A 22,186-nucleotide genomic window follows, 5' to 3' on the forward strand; every position below is an offset into this window, starting at 1 on the left:
ATTGCAACGAAACGCGAACTACAAGTTCGCGCTACTATCGCGCTAAGCACAAGCTCAACGTTAGAGCTTGAGAAAGTTCTCCAGAATCCGCGTGCCTACCGGGCCGCTTTTTTCGGTGTGAAATTGTACGGCGTAGAAGTTCTTGTGCTGTACGGCCGCGCTGAAGGGTGCAGGATATTCCGCTTCGGCAATCGTATAGTCACCGACCGGCGCGTAATAGCTATGCACGAAGTATACGTAGTCTTCCGCGCCAAGGCCTTCAAACAGTGGAGAGCGCAACCGCTGCAACGTGTTCCAACCCATGTGCGGCACTTTGTACTCCGGCAGCTTTGGGAAGCGTTTTACCTCAAAAGGTAATATACCCAGCATGGTCGCGTCGTTCTCTTCGCTGTGTGTGCCCAGCAGCTGCATACCCAAACATACCCCCAGAAAAGGTTGGGTAATCGTGGGCAGTACTTTATCCAATCCCTGCGCCCGTAGCTCGCGCATAGCCGAGGCCGCTTCACCCTCGCCGGGGAAGATCACCTTGTCGGCCCGCCGTATTACTTCCGGGTCGGCAGTGAGAGTTGGTTGGCATCCCAAGCGTTCCAGCGCAAACAGCACTGACTGCACATTGCCGCCTTTATAATCTATGACTGCTATTTCCATTTGATACTTATTATTTACTCATTTGTTTAAACATTTGAGTAATTATCAATAACCCATATCATGCGGGCCACGTCTGCCCAAGGCCATCAGAACGGTGTAAAAACGCGTATTCGCGTCTCATCATTGAACGACTGGCAGCGCGCCATTTGCATAATTAACCTAAATAACGACCGCGACGGTTAGACGCGAGTACGCGTCTCTACGATGATCTGATGAACTTAGGAATATTATCCAAATGTTAAAACAAATGGGTAATCTTACAAAACCCCTTTGGTACTGGGTATCTCCATCTTAGATGCATCACGCACTAAGGCCATCTTCATAGCTTTGGCTACAGCCTTAAAAATGGATTCGATTTTATGGTGTTCGTTGTCGCCGGCGCACTGAATATTGAGGTTGCAGCGGGCACCATCGGAGAAGCTTTTGAAGAAGTGATAGAACATCTCGGTTGGCATATCGCCTACCCGCTCCCGCTTAAACTCCGCCTCCCACACCAGCCACGGACGACCCGAAAAGTCTATAGCAGCTTGTGCTAACGCGTCGTCCATGGGTAGTAAAAAACCGTAGCGGGCCAGGCCGCGCTTGTCGCCGAGAGCTTGGGCGAATGCTTCGCCGAGCGCCAAGGCAGTGTCCTCGATGGTGTGGTGCTCATCGATGTGCAGGTCGCCTTGTACCTCGATTTTCATATCGACGCCCGAGTGTTTGCTGAGCTGGTCGAGCATGTGGTCGAAGAAACCCAGGCCGGTGTGCATGCTGGGACGGCCCTGCCCGTCGAGGTTTAGCTCGACGCGAATTTTGGTTTCGTTCGTGTCGCGCTGCACGAGGGCCGTGCGGGCCGGCAGGCGGAGGAAGCGGTAGATCTCGTCCCAGCTTTGGGTGGTGAGGGCGGCGCGCTCATCGGCCTCCGCACGGAGCAGTATGGATTGGCAGCCGAGGTTCTGGGCCAGCTCTACATCAGTGAGGCGGTCGCCAATGACGAAAGAGTTTTGCAGGTCGTAACCACTTTCGTTTCCCAGATATTGGGAAAGCATGCCAACGCCGGGTTTGCGGGTAGGCAGATTTTCGTGGGGAAGCTGCGGTCGACGTGCTCGCGGGCAAACTCCACTCCTTCTCCCCGCAGAATATCGAGCATCAGGTTGTGGGCCGGCCAGAATGTTTCTTCAGGAAAACTGGTGGTGCCGAGGCCATCCTGGTTGCTGACCAGCACCAGCTCGTAATCCAGCTCGCGGGCAATGCGGGCCAGGTTGCTGATAGAGCCGGGCAGAAACTGAAACTTATCTGGCGTCAGCGCATCAATCTGCTGACTCGGCTGCGGCTCGATGAGGATGGTGCCGTCGCGGTCGATAAAAAGAACTTTTTTCATGAGTTGTAAAATAGCACCAAGCTTTGGCGGTGTTCCCCGTGAGATGATGCCTCGATACAGGGAGCAAAAAGCCCCCAATGGATATTTACTTTAATACGCGAACTCCCGCAGCGCCGCCAGCAGCTGCTCGTTTTCGGCGGGCGTGCCCACGGTGAGGCGAAGCGTGCCGGCGCAACCAGGCTGAGTAGTGCGGTTGCGCACGACAATACCGCGCGCCAATAAGTAGTCGTACACGGCAGTGGCATCGGGCTTGAAGCGCACTAGCAGGAAGTTGGCATCGGAAGGGAAAACCTCCTCGACAATTTCTACTGCGGGCAAGCGCTCGGCCAGCCACTGCCGGCCCACCAGCAGATCATTGCGCAGGTTGTCAAAATGCCCCCCAGCGGCCAGCGCGGCCAGCGCGTGCTGCTGCGTAGCTTCCGATATATTATAAGGAGGCTTGATTTTGTTGAGATAGACAATGATTTCCGGCGAGGCGAAAGCCATACCGAGGCGCAGGCCGGCCAGGCCCCAGGCTTTGGAGAAGGTTTGCAGAACCACCAGGTTCGGGAACTCGGCCAGGCGGGTGGTCCAGCTGGGCGCGGAGGCGAAGTCGGAGTAGGCTTCATCCACCACAACTAGGCCGCGGAAGCCGCGCAGGATTTCCTCAATGGCGTCGGCGTGGAGCAGGTTGCCGGTCGGGTTATTGGGCGAGCAGACGAAAACCAACTTGGCATCCGAGGCGATGATGCCGGCCACGACTTCGGGGGAAAGTTGAAAATCGGCGGTCAGCGGCAGACGCTGAATGGCTACATCATTGAGGTTGGCGGCCACCTCGTACATGCCATATGTGGGGGGCAAAATCAGGATGCTGTCCTGGCCGGGCACGCAGGTGAGACGCACGAGCAGGTCGATGGCTTCGTCGGAGCCGTTGCCGAGGAAAATTTGCCCCCCAGTTACGCCTTTGATCTTGGCCAGCTCCGCTTTCACGGCCCGCTGCTGCGGGTCGGGGTAACGGTTAAAGGTGGCGGGGCCAGCGCTGCCGAGACTGTTTTCGTTGGCGTCGAGCATCACCTGCGCGTCGCCCTGAAACTCGTCACGCGCCGAGGAGTACGGTTTCATTGCCCGGATATTGGGGCGGACCAGAGATTCTAAATCAAACATTGATTAATCAGTTACGCTATTTCTTAACAAGAACGTCATGCAGAGCGGCAGCGAAGCATCTTGCGTGCTGACGAGAGATTAGTAATCTAACGGCGCGAGCGAGATGCTTCGCTGCCGCTCTGCATGACGTTCTATTTTATTTAATGTGAAGTGTCCAAACTCTCCAGTCGCAACGTGACCGCGCGGGCGTGGGCGTGCAGGCCTTCCGCTTCGGCCATGGTCTCGACGATGGGGCCCACATTGCGCAGGCCTTCAGTGGTCAGGCGCTGGAAGGTAATTTTCTTCAGAAAGGAATCGAGCGAGACGCCGCTGTAGTTGCGGGCGTAGCCGTTGGTGGGCAGCGTATGGTTTGTGCCGGAGGCGTAGTCGCCGACCGCTTCGGGCGTCAGGTGGCCCAGAAAAACCGAGCCCGCGCTGGTGACGCCCGCGCTGTATTGCTCGGCGCCCTCCACGGCCAAAATCAGGTGCTCCGGCGCGTACTGATTGGAGAAATACAGCATTTCCTCGGGCGTACGCAGCAAAATGGCGCGGCTTTCCTGCAAGGCCAGGGCCGCCACTTCGCGCCGCGGCAGCGTGGCCAGCTGGCGCTCCACTTCCGCCGTAACGGCCGCTAGTACCGAATCGGAAGTAGTGAGCAGCAACACCTGGGAATCGGGGCCGTGCTCGGCCTGGCTGAGCAAATCGGCAGCGACGAAAGCCGGATTGGCAGTTGAATCAGCAATAACCAGCACTTCAGAGGGGCCGGCGGGCATGTCGATAGCCACGCCGTAGCGGGTAGCCAGCTGCTTGGCCGCCGTGACGTAGCGGTTGCCGGGGCCGAAGATTTTATCCACGCCCGGCACGCTTTCCGTCCCGCCCGATAAGGCCGCAATAGCCTGTGCGCCACCCGCTTTAACAATGGTGGTGATACCCAATAGCTGCGCCGTAAACAGAATAATGGGGTTCACGGAGCCATCCTGAGCGGGCGGCGTACTGAGCACAATCTCAGAGCACTCGGCCAGGCGGGCGGGCACGCCCAGCATCAATAAGGTGCTGAACAATGGTGCCGAACCACCGGGAATGTATAAGCCTACCCGCTGCACGGGCACCGCGCGGCGCCAGCACTCCACGCCCGGCATAGTCTCGATGCGCTCTTCCACCGGACGCTGGAGAGTATGAAACATGACCAGATTGGCATGCGCCTGCCGAATAGCAGCTTGCAGCGCGACCGGCACCTGGGCAGCGGCCGCGGCCAATTCTTCAGGGCGGACGCGCAAATCGGTGAGCATGGCGCCATCGAACCGTGCGCCGTACTCGCACAGGGCTTCGTCGCCGCGCTGGCGCACATCCTCAAAAATCAGGCGCACGCGTTCTTCCAGTTCGCGGGCCTCGCCAGCGGCGGCGCGCTGCTGCAAAGCCGGCCACTCGGCCAACTCAGGATAGCGGATGAGTTGCATTTACTAAATGGTTAAATGGCTATGGGTTAAATGGTTGATGGTTGAATAAGTAAATGGCTGAATTGCTAAGTGATCAATCGCTTAACGATCAACCATTTAACTTCTAACCATTTAGCCATTCAACCATTAGCCATTTAACTAATCATTTTTTCAATGGGCAGCACCAGAATGCCTTCGGCGCCAACGGCCTTGAGTTGGCCGGTGATGTGCCAGAAGTCATCCTCGTTTACTACCGACTGCACCGATACCCAACCTTCCTCGGCCAGGGGCGTGACGGTGGGCGACTTGATGCCGGGCAGCAAGGCAAATACCGCTTCCAAGGCACTCTGGGGGCATTTAGGATGATGTATTTGTTGCGGCGGGCGCGGCGCACGGCCTGCATCCGAAAGCGCAGCTGATCCAGAATCTCCTGCTTTTCGGCCGACAGATTTTGGGTGGCAATAAGGACTGCTTCCGAGCGAAATACCGTTTCCACTTCGCGCAAACCATTACCTAGCAGCGTGGAGCCCGAGGATACGATGTCGCAAATAGCGTCGGCCAGGCCAATGCTGGGCGCTATTTCCACCGAGCCGCTGATGGTGTGCAGCTGGGCTTGTACGCCTTCGCCGGCCAGATAGCGACCCAGAATCTCGGGGTACGAGGTGGCAATGTTCAGGCCCTGCAAGTCGGCCACCGATGTATAATTTGCCCCCGGGGTATAGCCAACGACAGGCGGCACTTGCTGAAGCCCAGGGCTTCCACCTCCAGCTCGGGGTGGCCAGCTTCCACCAACACATTCTGGCCCACGATGCCCAGATCAGCCACACCGTCCTGGACATAGCCGGGAATATCGTCGTCGCGCAAAAACAGGATTTCGAGGGGAAAATTGGTGGCTTCGGTCTTGAGCTTGTAGGTGCTGCTGACGAAGGAAATACCGCACTCACGGATCAGATTCAGGGAATCTTCGCTGAGGCGGCCTGACTTCTGGATGGCCAGACGAATCATGGGGTCAAATAAAAATGGAAAATGGGAAAGCAAGAAGAGACGCAGGGGCCAAATTCGTACTTCTCTGAACAGAACCACAAAAACCAGGAAATGGCTACAATGTGGTTTAAAATCGGGCAGAAAAGGTCAAAACGACCAGGGCCACCTTTGATGGGTAACCGGGTGGCCAACTGCGGCACACCCCACGGGGACGATATGCTTGTATAATTCCTCTAGAAAGAGGAATGATGCCCGTGATGCAGATGATGCGGCGCGCCTACGCCAGCAACGGCCCCTGAATGCAGGGCAGCCGTGAGGCTTAGGGAGGAAAACTGGCGCGAGGCGAAGGGCATAAAGGCGGATTGCTGGGCAAAAGTACACGCAGATACGAGGTTTGAAAACTTTTGGCCTAAAAAGTTTCTGTCGAGCTGCTGTTGCGTATATAGTAAGTGCGGTGAGTACTTTGGCACTATTGTTACGGATAGAACAAAAGATTCCCGCTTCCGCCCTATTTCACCACCTTGTTGCCTTGTCTGTTATGTTGTCATTGCTTTCACGCTCGTTCTCCCGACTGCTGACTGGCAGCGCTTGCTGCTTGTTGCTGGGACTAGCCAGTGCGCCAGTCTTGGCACAACAGCAGCCAGCAGCCGATATCCCGCAACTGCCATTGCCGCAGGCTAGCCCGCGGGCATATGTGCTGCAAACTATTGGCCTCACCGATGTGTCGGTGGACTACCACGCGCCCGGCGTTCGGGGTCGGCAGATCTGGGGGCAGCTGGTACCGTGGGGGCAAGTGTGGCGGGCGGGCGCCAACGAAAATACGCTCATCACATTTTCGGCCCCGGTAAAAATAAACGGTGAGCCCGTACCGGCGGGCAAGTACTCCTTCTATGTATTGCCCCAGGATAATCAGGACTGGCAGCTTATTCTCAACCGCGTAACCACGCATTGGGGCAGCGAAGGCTACGATGCAAAAGACGATTTGCTTCGGGTGCCGGTTTCCTCCGAAACGGCCCCCATGTATGAAACGCTGGTGTACTGGTTTTCGGAGGTAAAGCCGACGACGGCCCGCCTCAACCTATCCTGGGAAAAGCGCACCGTCAGCATGACCATTGAAACGAATGTGCATGAGCAGGTAGTGAAAGGCATTCAACAAACCCTGGCCGCCGCGCCCAGCAACTGGCAGCTCCTGGCGCAGGCCGCCGACTATCTGGTGCAGAACAACCTTCAAGGCGAGCTGGCTCTACGCTATATTAATGAGTCGATTCGGTTGAAGGATGTGTACACCAATAACTGGATAAAGGCCCGTTTGCTGGCTTCCAAGCAAGATTATAGCACTGCCATCGTGTACGCTCGCAAGGCCATTAAGCTCGGCGACAAAAGCGACGACACATTTAAGGCTCAGCTCCCAGGCATGCGCGTGGCCCTCACTGATTGGCAGGCGAAGGCATATTAAGTGACTAACAAAAACGGGCGCTGGGGGCAAAATACTGTGATTTTGCCCCCAGCGCCCGTTTTACATTTATTTGATGGCTACTTCCTTGCCCCTGACTGATGCCTATTGTGCCGCCCTCGCCCCTTCTTGCTTTGCTGGAAACCATGCAGCCTCTATCGGCGGAGCTGCGGGCTGAGTTGGAGCGGCTGATGCGCCGGGAGCAGCTGCCGCGCGGCACGCACCTGCTGGAGCCGGGGCACGTGGCGCATCGGTTGTATTTTGTGGAGCGGGGCGTGGTGCGCGGGTTTTACCTGAAAGATGGCCGGGAAGTGTCTTCGTGGTTTATGAAGGAGAATGACTTTATCATTTCCATCGTCAGCTTCTTCACCCAAACGCCTTCGCTGGAATATGTGGAGCTGCTGGAAGATGCCACGCTGTGGTCGTTGAGTTATGGGCAGTTGCAGCACCTATACCAGCAGTTTCCGGAGTTCAATTCTATTGGTCGCCGCCTTACCGAGAATTATTACGTGCTCAGCGAACGGCGCACCCTTAACCTGCGTCTACAATCGGCGCCCGCTCGCTACGATCAGTTGCTAACCGATTTTCCGGCCATTTTTCAGCGCGTGCCGCTCAAGCACATTGCCTCCCATCTCGGCCTGACGCCCGAAACGCTAAGCCGCCTGCGCGGCCGGCGGTAAGTGGCCACTTCACGGACGCACCATTTTGCGTCTCCTTGTTGAACGATTGGTGCCGTACCGCTTGGGTAAATGTACCGCTTGGGTAAATAACTTCAGCAACGACGAGATTCCAACTGTTGCGTTTCTACCGCGCATTCACCACTGTTTAGCTTAATAAAAAGCCCCCCACCGAACTTGATCTGCGTCAATTTCGCCTTCCGGTAATGCCTCCACCTTTGGATCAGTCATTCACTTAACCCCAAAGGCCATGCAATTGCTACTTCTCGCCTGCGAATTCGGATTTCCTACCTGGACATGGAGCGCGCCGCCCACTTTGCTCATCATTTTTCTGGTATTCGTAGGCTGCTTTATACTTGAGCGCATCGTTCCAGGCTGGAAATTGCCCCCCGTACCAACCTGGACGCGGCGCGTCCTGGCCCTGAATTTTCTGCAATTGCTGGTAGTGTTGCTGGCCGGCGTGAGCTGGGAGAAGTGGTTTTCGGCTTACTCTGTGTTTCACCTGTCGGAACACGTGAGCCCCGTGGTGAGCGGAATGGGGGCTTATTTCGTGGCCACGTTTATTTTTTACTGGTGGCACCGCTGGCGTCATACCGTTGACTTTCTCTGGCAGCACTTCCACCAGATTCACCACAGCCCTCAGCGCCTCGAAGTCATCACGTCCTTTTACAAGCACCCGCTGGAAATGACGGCCAACTCCCTGCTCGGCGGACTCCTTATATATACGCTGCTGGGCTTGTCGCCGGTGGCGGGGGGCATTTATACGCTCTGCACGGCCTTGGGCGAGTTTTTCTACCATACCAACGTGCGCACCCCGCAGTGGATCGGCTACATTTTTCAGCGCCCCGAAATGCACCGCATTCACCACGAGTACCAGAAACACGCCCACAACTACGGCGACATTGTGTGGTGGGACATGCTTTTCGCCACCTACCGCAACCCCCGCGAGTTCCGCGCCACCTGTGGCTTCGACGCCGACAAGGAAGAGCAGCTACTGCCCATGCTTGGGTTTCGGGATGTGCATAAGGAAAAGAGTACGTAGGTCCTCTAAAGCCAGTGCTACCGGGCGGCCCGCTTCCTGGTAGCACTGGCCGGTGCCAACTCAGCCGAAAGAAGTATACTTGCTCCTACTTCTATTTTATCTACCGGCCCGGTATGTTTTCTCCCAGCTCTATCGTAGCCCTTCGCAAAGAGCGCGGCTTTTCCCAGGAAGTATTGGCCGAGCGCTCGGGCGTGAGTTTGCGCACCATTCAGCGGGTAGAGCGGGGTGAAACCGTGCCCCGAGGGTACACCTTACAAGCCCTGGCCACGGCTCTTGAAAGCTCCATTGCGAACTTTCAAATGACAGAAGAACAGCCAATGCCAGCAGTCCCATTAGCGGATTTGCGCCCCGATCCGCAATTTTTGCAGCTGCTCAATCTGAGTGCCTTAAGCTTTCTGCTGCTTCCACTCCTTAATATTATAGTGCCGGTCGTGCTGTGGCGGGCCCGCAAGCACCAGGTTCAAGACGTGGCCGAGCTAGGTCGCCGGGTCGTTGGCTTCCAGATTCTGTGGCAAGTCGGGTGTTTCTTCCTCTACTTGCTGGCTGTGGCAATGCATCTTGTGGGGGGCTTTTCTACTAAATCAACGTTGCCATTTAGCTTACTCAGCATCCTGTTTGTCACCTATGCGGTGAACGTGGGGGTCATTTGCTACAATGCTTTTCGCCTCCGCCAAGGCCACCTCAACCTGTACCCGATCCGGCTTTGAGCTAAGATTTTCGTGTCTCGAATTTTACCAATAAAGCGCTTTACAGGCTGAGAACAGCTAATGGCGGCCAAATGACGGGAAATTGACGCAAGGTAAGAGGGAACAGCGCGCCTACTTTTGGCTCAGCAAATCACTCTCACTTCTGCTGCATGAAGCCTGCTCTTAAAATTGTCGCTGCTCTAGTATCGCTGCTATTCCTTAGTGGCATCGGTGGCTACTTCTACGTCCGCAAAATGTATGAAGCGCCCGCTAATCAGCTGCAGATAGCTCGCCTGCCTGTAGCCTCATCATTTGTGTGGCTGGCTGATACGCAGGGTACACGCCCGGTGGCACATGCGGCTTTACTCGTTCCGGTTGTTGTGCCTGGCTGCGCCCAAACCTGCTACCTGCAATTCGATTCGGGGGCACCCTACTCCCTACTCTACTCCCACCCACTCACGGCCCTTCAGCAGCAATATCCGGCCATGCGCCTCGCCTACACGGCAGGCCATGATACAGTAACTGATTTTCAGTTCGGTTTAGGCAATGGCCAAATTACTTCCCGAAGCATACAGGTAAGACCAATGGGCGCCCGCCAGCTACCTGCACCTGACAGCAAAAACTATCTTATCATTGGTACCCTGGGCACTGATATAATGGATGGCCGGGTGCTGCTCATCGACTACGCTCGCCAGCAATTTCGCCTTTCCACTGCCATTCCCGATAGCCTTACCCAGCGCCTTGCGTTTGTTCCGCTCTCGTTTGAAAGTCGGCGGGTACAGCTCACGCCAGAGTTGCAAGGCAAGCCCCAACAACTCCTGTTTGATACCGGATCCAGTGCCTTTGCCTTGCTGACCAGCGAAAGCACATGGCAGGATTTAGCCAAAGCCGGGGCTCCTGTTCAAGCGGCCTCCGTCAACTCGTGGGGCAAAAAGCTCACTTCCTATACGGTTCCCAGTACGGCTCAGCTTGGCTTTGACAACCAGACAATTCCCCTGGGCACCGTCACGCACATCGAAGGCACTACTTTCTTTCAGAATGTACTCATGCGCTTTTCCGGCATGGGCGGCATGCTCGGCAACGAACCATTCGCGAACCAAATCATCGTTCTGGATGTGAAAGGCAGACGCTTTGGAATCCTACAACCCAACTAAGTACCAGATTCTTGCCGCTTAATCCTGTGGATCAGAACCGCGCAATCACGCGCAGATTCACCAGGCGCTGCGACAGATAATTCGGGACGGAATAGGTGTCGCCGTTTACATCCTGCAAGTAGCTGTAGCCGCCCACGTTGTTTGCGGCCAGCACATTCAGAATTTCCAGACCCAGCCACAAGCTTTCTAACTGACCCGTACGACGTGGCGTAGCGCCGGCGGTGCGCAGGGTGAGCACTTTGGAAACGCCCAAATCGACGCGCTTGTAGGAGCGGCTGAGCTTGGTGGTGCCGCGCTCTTCAGGCAGGTTGGGCGGGCTGAACGGCAGGCCCGAGCCAAACACAAAGTTCACGTAGCCCTTTACTGAAGGGTTGTTGGGCAGATGGTCCTGAAAGAAAATACCCACGTTCAGGCGCTGGTCGGTGGGGCGGCGGATGTAGCCTTTTTCTTCCCTCCCAATCTCCTTGCCCTCCTCGTCGCGCAGGGTGACGAAGTCGTCGTCCAAGTTTTCGCGGGTGGTGAGCACGCCTAGGCTAAACCACGACTCCGTGCCGGGCACGAACTCGCCGGCCACGCGCGCGTCGAGGCCGGCGGCGTAGGCGGTGGCGTTGTTGCGGGCAAAGTAGCGCAGACGCACATTGTCCAGGTCGTAGGGCACCACGTCGGTGAGATATTTAAAGTAGACTTCTCCGGTGAAGCGGAAAGGCCGCCCCCACTGCTGAAACTTCAGATCCTGGCCGGCGATAACATGCAAGGAGCGCTGGGCCCGCAGCTCCGGGTTCAACTGGCCCAGTTGGTTACGCAGTTCGCGATAAAACGGCGGCTGATAATACACGCCCGCTGCCACTTTGAACGCCAGCTCCGGGTTGCGGCGGGTAATAAACGAGTACTGCACACGGGGACTAAATACCAGCTGGCGGTTTACGCTCCAATAGTGCGCGCGCACTCCATAAGTAAGCGTGCGCAGCGAATCGAACGTAATAGTATGCTGGGCGTAGCCTTGATAACGGTCGCTATTAAGCGTCAGATCGGTGCGCAGGCGAGTATTCCGCGCATCGGGCACAAAGCCTGCCGAATCGACAAAGCCGTACTCATTCAGTGTATCCTCGATGTGCTCGCGGCCCGCTTTTGCCCCCCAGCGCACCGTGTGGCGGCTGGTCGGCGTCCAGGTGCCGCGGGCTTCGAGAGTTGCCAGGCGGGCGCTGAGGGTGTTGCGCGAATGATCGAAGCGCGAGCCCAAGTCGCGGATGCGCACGGGCCGGTTGAAGTCAGGTGAGCTCGGGTCAACGTTGATATCGGCGAAGCGGTAGCTGGCTTCCACGTCCCGAAACTCCAGTTCCCGCGAAATAAGCCCCCCAGCCAGCAGCTCCCCCGTAAACTTGGGGCTGAACTCGTGGCGCAGATTCAGGCCACCCTGGTAGGTGTCGTACTGCATCCGTTCGCGGCCGTCGTAAGCGATGAACAGACGTGTAAACTGGTTGGTGGCCGTGCTGAATGTGCTTTGGCCGGTTTCGGGTGTGAAGCGGTAATCGTTGTGGGCAAACGACGTCAGCAAACCCAAAGTCGTCCGGTTCGGCTCCGATTTGCCCCCCAGCGCGGCGTTGATGTAGAGTTGGCCGTCGTAAAAAGTGGGGTTGTAGCCGCCCTGCGCCTGCCGCAGCGAGCGGAGCACGTACTGAGCATTTTTGTACCGAATTCCGGCCAGATAGCTCACGCGCTTATTGGGCGAAGTGGCTTCTACGTGGGCCGTGCCGCCCACCAGGCTGGCCGTGGCCGAGGCGCCAAATCGAGCGGGCGTTTTGTACTCCACATCCAGCACCGACGAGAGCTTATCGCCAAACTTGGGCTGCCAGCCGCCCGTCGAAAACGCCACCTGGCTCACCAGATCAGGGTTGATAAAGCTCAGGCCTTCCTGCTGGGCAGCCGTTACCAGAAACGGCCGGTACACCTCAATGCCGTTCACGTACACGAGGTTTTCCTCGTAGTTGCCGCCCCGCACCGAGTAAGTGCTGGTCAGCTCATTGTTGGCCACCACACCCGGCAGCGTGGTCAGTATTTTGTTGAAATCACCGAAGGCGGAAGGCAATTCCTTTGCCGCCCGCGGGTTGATGCGCGTCAGGCTGACTTGCTCCCGCGTATCAGCACCTTCTCCCCGGCCGCGCACCGTCACATTGCCCAAGGCGCGGGCATCAGTAGCGAGTGTGAGCCGTTGGGGGGCATTTTTGGTTAAATCCAGGGGCGTGCGCAACACTTTGTAGCCTAGGCGGCGCGCCACGAGCACAGGGGCCGGCGCCCCGGGCGCGGGAGGCGTTACGCGCAGCGAAAATTGCCCCCAGCGTCGGTGGTGGTACCGCCGGGCTGGCCTTCCACGCCTATATCGACAAGCTCCAGTGGCTGCCCATTCGCGTCGCGGACGCTGCCGCTGACCACGACGCGAGTGGCAGTTTGTTGGGCCATCGCCCCCGCCCCGACCAGTACCAGCAGCAAGGTCAGTAACAGAGTAAAGGACTTGTTTATCAGGCGATTAATCAAATGCATCAGGCGTTCAGGCTCTCCTCCGATTCATCCTCCAGCAGCTCGCTTTCGCTTAAGTGCGCCCGCAGGTCAGCCAGCGTAGCCACCGGGTCGGGCGAGCCGAACACGAAGTTACCAGCCACCAGCACATCGGCCCCGGCTTCCACCAAAGCAGCGGCATTATCGAGGCTCACGCCCCGTCAATCTCAATCAGAGCCGAAGAGCCGCTATCTACCAGCAGTTCCTTCAAAGCGGCCACTTTGCGCAGGGTATTCGGAATAAATGCCTGTCCACCAAAACCTGGATTCACCGACATTACGCACACCAAATCCAGATCGGCCGCAATATCTTCCAGCAGCCATACCGGCGTATGCGGATTCAGCGCCACTCCCGCCCGGCATCCGAGCGCTTTGATTTGCTGAATGACGCGGTGTAAATGCGGGCAAGCCTCATAATGCACCGTGATGTTGGTTGCGCCCGCATCGCGCACGGCGGCCAGGTAATTCTGGGGGTCCTCAATCATCAAATGCACATCCAACGGCTGCTTGGCGTGCCGGCCAATGGCTTGCAACACCGGCACCCCAAACGAGATATTCGGCACGAAGCGGCCATCCATAATGTCGCAGTGCAGCCAGTCGGCGGCGCTGCCGGCGAGCCGCTCAATTTCAAATTGCAGATTGGCAAAATCGGCGGCGAGCAGCGAAGGAGCCAGTAATGGGGCTAGGCGGCGGGTAGAAGTCATACCGCGAAGGTAAGCGTTTGGGCGCGAGCTTGGATGCAGTTTTCACTCAACAATTGTCTTACTTAAACTTGCTATCCAAAAGTGAAGATTAACAGCCGTTCATCAAATAAGGCGGTCATGCAGAGCGGTAGCGAAGCAGCTCCGCGTGTTTAGCGGGATTACTAACCTAAATGCCTGAGCGAGCTGCTTCGCTCCGCTCTGCATGACCGCCTTTATGTTAGTCGTTGTTGAGATTATTCCTGATTTTCCGCTTTAATCCGTGGGTCGAAGGCAAACTCCTCGCGACTGCTGATGCGGATCCGGGCAAAGTCGGGGTGGCGGGCGTGCAGAATGTAGTTGAACTCGCTGGCAATAATAGAAGACGGCACCCGCAGCACAGGTGCCGTCTTGCCTTCATACCACGCGTCGCCCAAGGGCTGACAAAGGGAGTAGTTGCGGGTTTTGTGCCAGTTGGGGGGCAATTTTTCCAGCGCAATGGTCTCCACGGTTAAGTCATCGGGAATCTGAATGACTATCACCTTGAACCGCTGATTTAGTCCTTCCCCGCCCCGGTGTACCACGTTTTCCAGGCATGCCAGCGCCCGACTACTGGCCGTATAAATCACGAAATGACCTTTGGAATTCCAGCGTCCGCGGTTGCCTGAGGCATACAAATCCTGTGCGTACTCCGCCAAGCAAATACGGTATACTTCCACCCTACTGCGCGTTTAAGCCAAGTCGCCGTAGGCAATCCGATCCAACTCTTCCAACACCAGATCGATACCACCGCTGGTTTCCAGCAACGTGAGTGGCACTTGCCCATCGAGGCCGTAGGAAGGCTTTTCGAGCCAACGCACAAAGGCATCGGCTTCGCCAAATACCTGCTGCCCGCGCAGATGCAAAGCCAGCAGCTTCAGAGTCTGCTCGCTGTGAGCGGGATTCAGGTTTTTCTGCTCTTGGCGGTAGGTACGCAAGGTTTTGGTTGTGATGTTGAGAATGTCAGCCAACTGCTCAGGGTGCAGATGGAGCAAGCCAGCCACAGCAATAGCCGTAGCAGCCGAAACGCCCTGCCGCGCAGCCATTACCAAAGAGAAAGAATCTTTTACCACCTTCTTAAGCGCCGTCAACTCCGACCCAGCCATGGGAAGGCTGACGATTCCGCCTGCTTTGCGAGTTGTTGCTATGCTGCTCATGATCGAAGTAGTTCTTGGTGTTATTCCAAAGTTAGGAATATTTTCCCTTTAACTCGGAAATTTTTCTTTTTGTTCGGTTATGTTGTCGATTGACTCAGAGCTTGAACCAAATCACCTTATTAAAACAAACCTCCACGAACGTCATGCAGAGCGGCAGCGAAGCATCTCGCTCGCGCTGTTAGATTAATAATCCCTAGCACGCGAGATGCTTCGGCTCCGCCTCTGCATGACCGCCTTGTTTAAGTAGATAAACACATAAGTACAAGCGCACAAAAAAGAAGCTCGAAGCAAATGCTTCGAGCTACGTTCAAACTATACTCTTTATCAACCTTACTTCTCCCCTTTCTTCCAGGGCTGCCAGTCTAATTCGCCATTCTCGCGGCGGCGTAGGAACACGGTTTGGTCGTCTTTTTGAGTTTTGCCGAAGGTCACGTCGCCGCGGCAGTCGAGGCATTTGACGGATGTGTATTTAAATTTATCCTGAGCCACGCGGGAGGTAAGATCGAGGTTATCGGAGCCGCAGAGGCCACAGGCAGGCACATCGGCGAAACTCAGGCGGTCGTACTCGGACACCACGTCGTGGAAGTTGCCTCCCTGCACGGTGAAGTGAAACTGCCGGCGCCCGATGCGCTTGGTAATCATGAGTTGAAGCACAGCAAAAACGTTGGAAAGTGAATACTACTATTGAGGTAAGAATAACAGTTTTACTGCAAACAAAAGTCCACAAAAAAGCCCCCAGGCCGGAAAAACCGTTGCTGGGGGCTTTTTTTGGAGAAAGAATTTAAAGCTTCACGAAACGCACAGTGCGGCGCACCCGGCCTGCACTCACGGAGCAGGTATAGGTGCCTTTCGCCAGCATACCCGGCCGCAGTTCTACCTGCTGAGCGGAGGTCGCGGGCACTTTTTGCTCTACCACCACGCGTCCACGAGCATCGATCAGGCGCACTACCAGTGCTACCTTCTGGAACTCGGGCGTGAGCTGTAAGAACAATCCATCATCGCGCGTTGGGTTGGGGTAAACGGCCAGCTGGCCTGGAGCGGGAGTTGGCGCGGCCACGGGCAGCAGAGTGCCGGCGGCAAGGGTTTGAGCCCGACTAAAATCAGGAATGCCGTAGCCCAGCTCATTATCGGGGCGGGCGGCTTGGGAGCCGGAGCGCTGCAACGTGGCAATTACCTGCTGCGCCGTAAGCGTAGGATTGGCTTGCCAAAAGCCCGCCGCCAGGCCCGCCAGCGTAGGACAAGCGTAGGAAGTTCCGTTGCCATTCACCACCGTACCCCCGGCCGTCAGCACAGCCGAAGCTCGCCCTTGTGCCGCCAGCGCGGGCTTTATGCGCCCGTCGGCCGTAGGCCCAACCGAGCTGAATACGGCCCGCTGGAGCAGCACCGAATCGACAGCGCCAACTGTAAGAATGGAATCTGCGTCGGCGGGAGCGTTCACGTAGCGCCAGGGGCTGCTGCCTTCATTGCCGGCGCTGTTTACCACCAGCATCCCCACGCGTGCCGCCACCGTAGCCGCCCGCGACGAAAGGGCCGTGCGGCCGTTCAAATCGGAGTAGGTATAGTCAGGTGAGGGCTGATCGAAGTCGTTGTAGCCCAGGGAAGAGCTGATAATGTCCACGCCCACCGAGTCGGCGTACTCGGCCGCGAGCAGCCAGTTAGCTTCCTCCACCTGGTGCTCTGATTTTACATCTTCCGTAACCAATAAATGGTAGCTGGCCTTAGGAGCCGTGCCCACAAAGAAGCCGGGCTGGTTGGCGCCCATCGTTGATAAGCACTGGGTTCCGTGCTCATTACGGCCGTACACCGACGTATTATTTTCTACGAAGTTATATGTACTGAGCAGGCGCTTTTCTTCGAACAGAGGGGCAAAAGCCGGTAGGCGGTCAACGCCCGAAAAGCCACCGTCGAATACGGCAATCTGGATACCCTCCCCCCGAAAACCAGCGTCGTGCATGGCCACGGCCCCCAGCATCTGGGCTTGCCCGTATGCTGGCCCGTAAGTAGGACGCCCCGGCGCCGTAGGAGTTGCGGGCGGCACCGTAGCCGGCGGATTGGCCGCTATGGGCGCGGCGGCGGCTGCCTGCGTCCGAATAAGGGTTTGGGTGCCCTGCACCGAAGGAAGCTTGCGAAGGGAAGCCAGCGTGGCGGAGTCGCAGACCACCACGGCGGCATTAAACCAGCGCGATGTATACCACACCTGCACGCCCGGCACTGCCTTCAGCTGGGTTACATAAGCAGGATTGACGGGCAAATCGCGGGGCTGAATAGCAATATTCTGGCGCGTACGGCGCGTAATGGCGCGGGCCGATAAATACGCTTGCGGCTGCGTGATGCTATAAGGAGAATTGGCTTTATCCCGAAAGAAAACCAAGTGCCTACCCACCACGGCCGTTACCTGCGGCGGACCGGCAGGACCCGATGGGGTATTAGCACTACTCAGGTGGCTACTGAGCCCCATCCAGAATAAGACAAGCAGTGAAAGTCGCATTAATGGCGCGGAAAAGAAGCAGAAAAAGAAACAAATCAACGGCTGGCTAGCAGAAAAAAGCCCCCCAGACCACATACAGCACATGCTGAAAACTGTACTAATATCCTACAAAGCCTAACTGCATGTAGTAGGACAATAACACGGATGCCGGCGAAGTCGTTGCATGATCGGGGCGGTAAAAAGCCCCTCAGCAGTTCAACCTATATGTAACAGCGCCCGACAACGGTAGTTATAAAATCTACCATTATCGGGCGTTGCTTCAAACGTTATTTTCACCCTGCCAATGGCTACAGTTTTCCAGCCTCGATCAACACCTCGACCCGGGAGCTGCCTGCCAGTCGGTAGCCGGGTACTAAAGAGCAATCGGCGGGTGAGCCGGGTGGGCAACCATATTGGTAGCGACGACGCCAGCGATGGATAGGGCCCACTTCGCGGGCATACACCTGGCGTTGAATATTAAGGTTAAACAGATCGTAGGCAGTTGTGTCGGCGGTCGTAACGGTCTGCTCGTAGCGCTGGGGCTGGGCAGAAGTCGCTAACTCAAAAGGCTCGCCAACCCGGTCGTAGCCCCGTTTTTCAGCCGTAATCGTATCGCCAGAATTGTAGGCGTTGGAGTTCCATTTACGGCCCGTGCGCACCGGAAATACTAGTTCTACGGTCCGGCGGTTGCTACGGGTAAGCAGCAGCGTGTTCGGGGTGGTCTTGATAATAAATACGCTGTCGTCGCGCCAGGCCGCGGCGGGAGTAGTACGGCGCGACCGCACCACCCGGTAGACGGAGTCGCCGGCGGCATCAATAAACGTTTCGTCTATCCGCTCCCGAAACTGAAAGCGGGTAGCCGTGCCCGTGTTATTCTGATAAATGGAATCTACCACTGCATAAATCCGGTACGCTCCCACCTCCACCGGATAATACTCCAGGCCCATGTCGGGGCCGGGTTCTGTTTCGCGGGTGCAGGCCCCCGCCACTCCTAGCGCCAGCAAACCAGCTATGAAAGCGCGTCTACTCCTAGATAATTTAAAGAAACGCGAACGATAGAAGTGGCTCATGCAAAAGCAGAATTATAGGGCCGAACCGGCAAGCGCCTCAGCCTGAGAAGTAGGATCAGATATCACGTGGCGCTCAATCCAGCCGCCACCCAGCACATCATTGCCTTCGTAAAAAACGGCGGCCTGACCGGGAGTTACAGCATGAACAGGCTCCTCAAAATAAGCATATACTTTGTCGCCAATCTGTTCGAGGAAGGCGGCGGCACCGTCGTGGTTATAGCGAATCTTGGTGGTGGAAGGCACCAAACCCATACCTACCAGCGAAGCATACTTGCCCATATTCAGCTTGCCAACTACAGTCGTGGTGCTGGCCAGATCGTCGAAGTTACCGAGCACAACCTGGTTGGAGTCGGGGCGAATTTCGGTGACGTAGGCCGGAAAACCCAAAGCAATACCGAGCCCCTTGCGCTGCCCAATCGTATAGAACGGGTAGCCCTCGTGCGTACCCACCACCGTGCCATCGCGCAGTACAAATTGCCCCCCAGCCACGCGCGCCTCCAATCCTTCCACGCGCCGCTTCAAAAAGCCGCGGTAGTCGTTGTCAGGGATAAAGCAGATTTCGTAGCTCTCGGGCTTGTTAACCAGTTCTGTGAAACCGCGCCGGCGCGCCTCGTCGTAAATCTCGGTTTTGCGCATGCCGCCCAGCGGAAACAGCGTCCGCGCCAAGCTTTCCTGCGACACGCCCCAGAGGGCATACGACTGGTCTTTATTCTCATCCAGGCCTTTGCTCACCACATAACGACCGTTTTCCTGGCGTATGTTGGCGTAATGACCCGTGGCAATAAACTGACAACCCAGCTGATCGGCGCGGCGCAACAGCGCGTCCCACTTGATGTGTGTGTTGCACAGTACGCACGGATTAGGCGTGCGGCCGGCCAGGTATTCGTCGGTGAAGTTATTGATGACGAAGTCACCAAACTCGTCCCGAATGTCGATGATGAAGTGGGGAAAGCCGAGCTCAACGGCAATCTGCCGAGCGTCGTTGATGGAGTCGAGGGAGCAGCAGCCGGTTTCTTTTTTGGAGCCGCCCGCCGAGGCGTAATCCCAGGTTTTCATGGTCATGCCCACCACTTCATAGCCTTGCTCGTGCAAGAGCACAGCTGCTACAGATGAGTCGATGCCGCCGCTCATAGCGACGAGAACGCGCCCGCGTGGGGACGGCGTTGAGGAAGTATTTTCAGTCATAGAGAAGCGCCCGTGAGGTCAAGGCTCCGGCCGCGATGGCAAAGATAACAGCTGGCACCGACCTACGGTTCAGCACTCGCCTATTAAGCTGTACAAAGTACATGCCGGGCGCTGCAATAGCTCATATTCCTTACTTTCGCGCTTCGTCAATCCCAGATCTGCCTTCCCGCCGGACTTCTATTATTCTAATTATGGCTCTGCTTACTTCCGTGCTGGTGCGCGGCATCAATAACCTTTCCGACGCCCGCTATTGCGCCGGCATGGGCGCCGACGGCCTGATTTTCACCCTAGACCCTGCCCTGCCCGGCGCTGTTGATGCTGCTACCGTACGCGAGCTGGCCGGCTGGGTAGCCGGTGTGGAGCTGATTGGGGAGTTTGACGAGATGCCCGTATCCGAAATCAACCGACTGGTAGAAGAGTGCGGCCTACAGCGAGTACTGCTGCACCAACGGCCCGAAGCGCCGCTCTCGGTACCGGCGCTGCTGCACGCGCCCCTCTTTCTCATCACTTCCAATAGTCTGAGAAACGAGATGCTGCTTCAGTACAGCCCGATTTTTCCCGCTGGCCTGGGCGTGGCCGCCTCCTTGAATATTGACGACTTGCCTGAGGCGCGGCAGGAAGCCCTGGCCGAAGCAGCGACGCAGTTCCCTTTGTGGCTCAGCGGCGCCATTACCGCCGACAATGTAGCCGGTTTGCTCAACGCCATTCACCCAGCTGGCCTTATCCTGGAAGGTGGCAACGAAATCAAGCCGGGCCTGCGTGATTTTGAGGAATTAGAAGCGGTCTTTGAAGCGTTGGAGGCGGAATAGCTGGGGGGCTTTTTTAGCCCATCACCGTTACTAAGTTATACACCTGCTCACCCAAGCGTTCGTCGCCCGTTACCTGTATATGGGCTGCGGCCTGGGTGCGCGGCAGACTTTTGGTAAATAAGCGCCAAGCTACGGCGCCATCAATGGTAACTACTGCCTCGACAGCACCCGTCGCGCTTTCCTGTAATTCCCACTGCCCACCGCTGCTGTACACCAGAAACCAGGTGCCGCCGCCCGCGCCCGTTACCGTGAATTGCAGCGCATGCCCAGGCTCAGCGGCCAGCTGACGGTAGTGGTGCGGCAGCGCCCGAATGCAGGTAGCCAGAAAGGGCTGATACAATTCCGGCGCTACTAATTCGTCTTCGCCCCGCCCCACGGCCTGGCGGATTTGCTGCTGGTGGTGCCACTTTTCAGTGTAGTCGCGGGCAATGTGAAACCAGTTGAGCGAGGTTTGCTCCCCGGCCCAGCCCACGGCAAAAGCGGCCGGCTCCCAAGGGTCTAACGTATGTAAAAAGGCTGTATACTCGCTCCCCGTCGACTCCAACAGCTCTAGCACAATGCGCGGACTCAGCCGCCGGGTGGCTTTTATCCAATCAGCATTCAGCTCGTTCAGAAACCGCACGATACCTTCGTAGCTGTTCGGATCGGCAGGCGTCACCCCAAAGTAGCCGTCGCGCAGCATGGATAGCGTTTGTAGGTTGCCAGCCAGCAAGTGCAAAGCCACGTCCATCACCTTCCATTGCGGTGCCAAAGTTTGTAGCTCCCACTCTGCGGGGTCCAAACCTTTAAGAAACGACAGCAGCTTCTCATCCAGGATGGAAAATAAAGGCAGGGTTTCGATAGGTATAGGGCGCGCAGCGGACATAAATCGACTTTAACTCAGCGTAAACTGAATGTACTTGATAGCGATGCCCTCGCCGCGAAATCGACGCTCGTAATGGGTTTGGATATCTTCGGCGTGGGGCAGCAGCTCAGGCGTGGCGTAAATATCGGCGGTATGGGCTAAAATACGGGCTCCCGGACGGGTTTGCAGCGTTTCAAGTGTGTATTCATACAGCGGCGTATCGTCCGTTTTGAGGTGAACAAGCCCTCCCGTGCGCACTATTTCCTGATACAAATTGAGGAAGCGCGGCGACGTGAGGCGGCGCTTGATATCCCGGTCGCGGGGTCGCGGGTCGGGGAAGGTGACCCATATCTCGGCTAGCTCCTGGGGGGCAAAATGCGCATTCAGCGACTCGGCCCGCGTGCGCAAAAAACCTACGTTCGTCAGGCCCAATTCCTCGGCGCGGGTACTGCCCCGCCAGATTCGGTCGCCCTTGATGTCAAGACCCAAAAAGTTGCGCTCCGGGTAGCGAGCGGCCAGGCCCACCGTGTAGTCACCCTTGCCGCAGCCCATTTCCAGCGTAATGGGGTTATCATTCTGAAAGAAATCCTGATGCCAGCGCCCCCCAACTGCTCATAGTTGGATTTGCCCGGCTCTACAATATCGGTCCGCTCCGCGTTGTGGGCGAAGCGTACAAGTTTCACTCGACTCATTTATTTGATTATTTATCTTATTAATCCCTCAGGGAGAATTGACTGTCATGCAGAGCCGAGGCGAACCATCTTGCTCGCGGTCGTTTAATTAGTACTCCTACTAAACACGCGAGATGCTTCGCTACC

19 protein-coding genes and 3 pseudogenes are annotated in these 22,186 nt (G+C 56.8%); 6 read left to right on the forward strand and 16 right to left on the reverse strand.

All coding sequences use genetic code 11. The features are described from left to right. Nucleotides 1-60: 60 nt before the first annotated feature. From hisH to hisG, 5 genes and pseudogenes are all read right to left on the reverse strand, one after another. Nucleotides 61-648, reverse strand: a complete 588-nt coding sequence (hisH, locus tag H9L05_RS17485) for an imidazole glycerol phosphate synthase subunit HisH (RefSeq protein ID WP_187732012.1) — start codon at nucleotides 646-648, stop codon at nucleotides 61-63. 257 nt (nucleotides 649-905) lie between these two features. Then, nucleotides 906-2,011 (reverse strand): annotated as a pseudogene (gene hisB / locus H9L05_RS17490) (bifunctional histidinol-phosphatase/imidazoleglycerol-phosphate dehydratase HisB). A gap of 90 nt (nucleotides 2,012-2,101) precedes the next feature. After that, nucleotides 2,102-3,154: a histidinol-phosphate transaminase gene (hisC, locus tag H9L05_RS17495; RefSeq protein WP_187732013.1), complete on the reverse strand. Its 1,053-nt coding sequence runs from the start codon at nucleotides 3,152-3,154 to the stop codon at nucleotides 2,102-2,104. 140 nt (nucleotides 3,155-3,294) lie between these two features. Further along, on the reverse strand, nucleotides 3,295-4,590 hold the full coding sequence (gene hisD, locus H9L05_RS17500) for a histidinol dehydrogenase (RefSeq protein ID WP_187732014.1): 1,296 nt from the start codon (nucleotides 4,588-4,590) through the stop codon (nucleotides 3,295-3,297). A gap of 134 nt (nucleotides 4,591-4,724) precedes the next feature. Beyond that, nucleotides 4,725-5,574, reverse strand: a pseudogene (hisG, locus tag H9L05_RS17505) (ATP phosphoribosyltransferase). A gap of 604 nt (nucleotides 5,575-6,178) precedes the next feature. On the opposite strand from hisG, the gene H9L05_RS17510 reads away from it, so the two are divergent. The 5 genes from H9L05_RS17510 (at nucleotide 6,179) to H9L05_RS17530 (ending at nucleotide 10,565) form a co-directional block, all read left to right on the forward strand. Next, nucleotides 6,179-7,009: a DUF2911 domain-containing protein gene (locus tag H9L05_RS17510; RefSeq protein ID WP_187732015.1), complete on the forward strand. Its 831-nt coding sequence runs from the start codon at nucleotides 6,179-6,181 to the stop codon at nucleotides 7,007-7,009. Nucleotides 7,010-7,107: 98 nt separating this feature from the next. Beyond that, a complete protein-coding gene (locus H9L05_RS17515) occupies nucleotides 7,108-7,686 on the forward strand; it encodes a Crp/Fnr family transcriptional regulator (RefSeq protein WP_187732016.1) in 579 nt (192 codons plus the stop codon). 247 nt (nucleotides 7,687-7,933) lie between these two features. Next, nucleotides 7,934-8,725 (forward strand): sterol desaturase family protein, encoded by a 792-nt coding sequence (locus tag H9L05_RS17520; RefSeq protein WP_187732017.1) that lies wholly within the window; start codon nucleotides 7,934-7,936, stop codon nucleotides 8,723-8,725. Between the two features lie 113 nt (nucleotides 8,726-8,838). Then, nucleotides 8,839-9,432, forward strand: coding sequence for a helix-turn-helix domain-containing protein (locus tag H9L05_RS17525; protein ID WP_187732018.1), 594 nt, complete (start codon nucleotides 8,839-8,841; stop codon nucleotides 9,430-9,432). A 149-nt stretch (nucleotides 9,433-9,581) separates the two neighbouring features. Further along, nucleotides 9,582-10,565, forward strand: a complete 984-nt coding sequence (locus H9L05_RS17530) for a hypothetical protein (protein ID WP_187732019.1) — start codon at nucleotides 9,582-9,584, stop codon at nucleotides 10,563-10,565. Nucleotides 10,566-10,596: 31 nt separating this feature from the next. Here H9L05_RS17530 and H9L05_RS17535 read toward each other — a convergent pair whose 3' ends face one another. The 9 genes and pseudogenes from H9L05_RS17535 to mnmA form a co-directional block, all read right to left on the reverse strand. Beyond that, nucleotides 10,597-12,840 carry a TonB-dependent receptor plug domain-containing protein gene (locus tag H9L05_RS17535; protein WP_187732020.1) on the reverse strand — a complete coding sequence of 748 codons (2,244 nt, stop codon included), beginning with the start codon at nucleotides 12,838-12,840 and terminating at the stop codon, nucleotides 10,597-10,599. Between the two features lie 35 nt (nucleotides 12,841-12,875). Then, entirely contained in the window at nucleotides 12,876-13,097 is a 222-nt protein-coding gene (locus tag H9L05_RS17540) for a peptidase associated/transthyretin-like domain-containing protein (protein WP_187732021.1), read from the reverse strand. Between the two features lie 5 nt (nucleotides 13,098-13,102). Continuing rightward, nucleotides 13,103-13,821 (reverse strand): annotated as a pseudogene (gene rpe / locus H9L05_RS17545) (ribulose-phosphate 3-epimerase). A 233-nt stretch (nucleotides 13,822-14,054) separates the two neighbouring features. Further along, nucleotides 14,055-14,516, reverse strand: coding sequence for an RES family NAD+ phosphorylase (locus H9L05_RS17550; RefSeq protein WP_187732022.1), 462 nt, complete (start codon nucleotides 14,514-14,516; stop codon nucleotides 14,055-14,057). A 12-nt stretch (nucleotides 14,517-14,528) separates the two neighbouring features. After that, a complete protein-coding gene (gene parS, locus H9L05_RS17555) occupies nucleotides 14,529-14,993 on the reverse strand; it encodes a type II RES/Xre toxin-antitoxin system antitoxin (RefSeq protein ID WP_223284536.1) in 465 nt (154 codons plus the stop codon). 330 nt (nucleotides 14,994-15,323) lie between these two features. Continuing rightward, entirely contained in the window at nucleotides 15,324-15,635 is a 312-nt protein-coding gene (locus H9L05_RS17560; RefSeq protein ID WP_084447429.1) for a hypothetical protein, read from the reverse strand. Between the two features lie 139 nt (nucleotides 15,636-15,774). Then, nucleotides 15,775-17,451: a S8 family serine peptidase gene (locus tag H9L05_RS17565; protein ID WP_187732023.1), complete on the reverse strand. Its 1,677-nt coding sequence runs from the start codon at nucleotides 17,449-17,451 to the stop codon at nucleotides 15,775-15,777. A gap of 317 nt (nucleotides 17,452-17,768) precedes the next feature. After that, nucleotides 17,769-18,464, reverse strand: coding sequence for a hypothetical protein (locus H9L05_RS17570; RefSeq protein ID WP_187732024.1), 696 nt, complete (start codon nucleotides 18,462-18,464; stop codon nucleotides 17,769-17,771). A 78-nt stretch (nucleotides 18,465-18,542) separates the two neighbouring features. After that, a complete protein-coding gene (mnmA, locus tag H9L05_RS17575; protein WP_187732025.1) occupies nucleotides 18,543-19,715 on the reverse strand; it encodes a tRNA 2-thiouridine(34) synthase MnmA in 1,173 nt (390 codons plus the stop codon). Nucleotides 19,716-19,906: 191 nt separating this feature from the next. Between mnmA and H9L05_RS17580 the strand changes: the two genes are divergently transcribed. Further along, nucleotides 19,907-20,524: a beta/alpha barrel domain-containing protein gene (locus H9L05_RS17580; protein ID WP_187732026.1), complete on the forward strand. Its 618-nt coding sequence runs from the start codon at nucleotides 19,907-19,909 to the stop codon at nucleotides 20,522-20,524. Nucleotides 20,525-20,537: 13 nt separating this feature from the next. Here the strand turns inward: H9L05_RS17580 and H9L05_RS17585 are convergent, their stop codons facing one another. Together H9L05_RS17585 and trmB are read right to left on the reverse strand one after the other, a co-directional pair. After that, complete coding sequence (locus H9L05_RS17585; RefSeq protein ID WP_187732027.1) at nucleotides 20,538-21,389, reverse strand: maleylpyruvate isomerase N-terminal domain-containing protein; 852 nt, start codon at nucleotides 21,387-21,389, stop codon at nucleotides 20,538-20,540. Nucleotides 21,390-21,398: 9 nt separating this feature from the next. Further along, the gene (gene trmB / locus H9L05_RS17590) at nucleotides 21,399-21,920 is read right to left on the reverse strand and encodes a tRNA (guanosine(46)-N7)-methyltransferase TrmB (protein WP_317175002.1); all 522 of its coding nucleotides are present in this window, start codon (nucleotides 21,918-21,920) and stop codon (nucleotides 21,399-21,401) included. Nucleotides 21,921-22,186: the final 266 nt, after the last annotated feature.

Source organism: Hymenobacter qilianensis (genome assembly GCF_014489555.1).
Taxonomy (GTDB): Bacteria; Bacteroidota; Bacteroidia; order Cytophagales; family Hymenobacteraceae; genus Hymenobacter; species Hymenobacter qilianensis.